Raw genomic sequence first — 2,169 nt, 5'->3', positions numbered from 1 at the left:
GGTAATGGTCTTGGGTACCCCTTTATGAGAAGCCACCCAGGAGGCCAGGACATTTTCCTCGTCAATCCCGGTCAGGGAAATAAAGGCATCGTAATGCTGGATGTTGCTTTCTTCCAATACCCGCTGGTCAGTTCCGTCCGCCCTGATGACGTCCACCCATGGGTAGTGCTGGTAGACGAATTCAGCCATGTTCCGGTCCCGTTCGATCAGCTTGACAGAATATCTTTGCTTGTTCATCAGGCCCAACAGCCAGTAGGCGATGGCTCCGCCCCCTGTGATCAAAACGTTTTTAATTTTCGGCGCTTTGGTATTGGTCTGTTCATAGAAGCTCTGCAGGGCGTCTACCTTGCCGGTTACATGGATGGTATCGCCTGCCAGGATGACACTGCTGCCGTCGGGGATGAAGACCTGACCCTGGCGGCGAATGACGCAGACCATCAGGTCATCTCCGCAACGATTCTTGAAGTCCAAAAGCCTCATGCCGGTCAGGATGCTGTCTTCGGGGACACGTACAGCCACAATGTGGACCCTGCCTCTGAAAAAGCTCTCAACGCTGATCGCGGAAGGGTAGCGCAGCATCCGCATGATCTCTTTGGCGGATTCCAGGTTGGGATTGATCAGGGCCCCAATGCCCAGGCCCTGCCTGAAAGCGGCGGTAGGCGGACTGTAATCGGGGTTGACAACGCGGGCGATGGTCTTTTTCGCGCCCAGGCTTTGCGCCAGGATGGACGAAATCAGATTGATCTCATCGGAACCTGTCATGGCAAGAAAGGCATCCGCCTGGCTGACACCTGCCTCCAGCTGGACCTCATAGCTTGCGGCATTGCCTACGACACCTGAAAGATCCACTTCTTCCATGATATCTTCAAACCATTCACCTTCTTTTTCGATGATGGTTAGATCGTGCCCCTCGGCCGCGAGCTCACCCGCGATCGTGCGGCCATACTTGCCGGCCCCGGCAATGACGATTTGCATAATCGGCCTCCCCGGCGCGGCTGCCAAGCAGGCTTTCGCGCCCTCGTGTTAACACGTATTCTATCGTACTTTTGAAAGATTATTAGCCAAGTAAAAAAGGGCCGCCTTCCGGCAGCCCCATTCCGTTGTCTGTGCAGGTTTACCGGCGTGGGCTGAAGAAGCGCACGGCCTTCCTCTGGACAACAAAATTTTGTGTCTCATGCCATTTACCCCGGGCGATGTTGCTGGCGTAAAAATAATAAATCGGATGCTGTACACCGCTGCCGCCTTCATCGAAAACAAATGCGACTGCTTTTTTGACTGTGCTGGACACATTGCGCTTGACAGGCGCTGTGTAACCGTATTTACGTTTGATGACTGCTGTGCTGTTTGTGCCTTCTTTGACCATGGAGTCGCGGATACATTGAGCCACCAGCACCGCTCCCAGATAATCGTTGCCCCACTCACCCATGACCAGGCCTTCCAGGGTCTGCCTGTCAGAAACAGAAAGGGGACGACCCTTGTAGTTGGGATCCGGACGATCAATAGGAATCAAAAATTGGTTGGAAGCTCCCGCACTCGGCCGGGCCTCCTCCGTCGCGGGCTGGTCGGCGGCGGGTGTTTCCTCTTTTACAGCCTCAGCCTTTTCCAGGGCCGCGCGCTCCTCAGCGGCTTTTCGTTCCGCTTCCTTGCGTTCTGCTTCTTTGCGCTGCGCTTCCTTTTTTGCCGCTTCCTTGCGGCGGGCTTCTTCTTTCGCCTTTTCCTCTTCCATCAAGCGGGCTTTTTCTTCGAGTTCCTGTTCGACCAACTCTTTTTTAGGGGTTCTCTCCACTTCCGGTTCAGTCGACCTGGAAGCATCGCCATCCAGAATCAGGCCCGGTGTTTTGTTATAACGGCGATCCAACCGGTTGTCCTCGAAGAGGAGCAAGTCCTCCGCCATGCCAAGTTCTATATGGGCTTCTTCGTCAGTCACCGCCTCCGAAGGCGTATCGGGCCGGGGATCATCGGAACGGCCGGCGATGGCGGGTGTTGACAAGGCGACTGCCAGGATCAGGGTCCCGACCATGGCCTTCAGATGTTTTTTCTTAATTGTATATTTCATAAATGTTACAGTCTTCTCTTTCTCTCTTTCCCCGTGAACATGCGCAAACAATTTGCAGAGCAAAAAACAACAATAGATTTGCGCGAATCGGGGAATTATTTTGACCGTCTACT

At 54.0% G+C, this 2,169-nt stretch carries 2 protein-coding genes; both read right to left on the bottom strand.

From position 1 onward, the window contains the following. Positions 1–975: Trk system potassium transporter TrkA (gene trkA / locus GX147_06210; protein NLN60285.1), on the bottom strand; the 975-nt coding region annotated here is incomplete at its 3' end. Between the two features lie 139 nt (positions 976–1,114). Continuing rightward, a complete protein-coding gene (locus GX147_06205) occupies positions 1,115–2,056 on the bottom strand; it encodes a hypothetical protein (protein ID NLN60284.1) in 942 nt (313 codons plus the stop codon). Positions 2,057–2,169: the final 113 nt, after the last annotated feature.

The sequence above is a fragment of the Deltaproteobacteria bacterium genome (assembly GCA_012522415.1).
Classification (GTDB): domain Bacteria; phylum Desulfobacterota; class Syntrophia; order Syntrophales; family JAAYKM01; genus JAAYKM01.
This window is presented reverse-complemented; position numbering and strand designations above follow the sequence as displayed.

What these genes read in the sequence shown, in the direction of transcription:
- GX147_06205 (NLN60284.1), bottom strand. Translation starts at nt 2,056, where the DNA reads ATGAAATATACAATTAAGAAAAAACATCTGAAGGCCATGGTCGGGACC.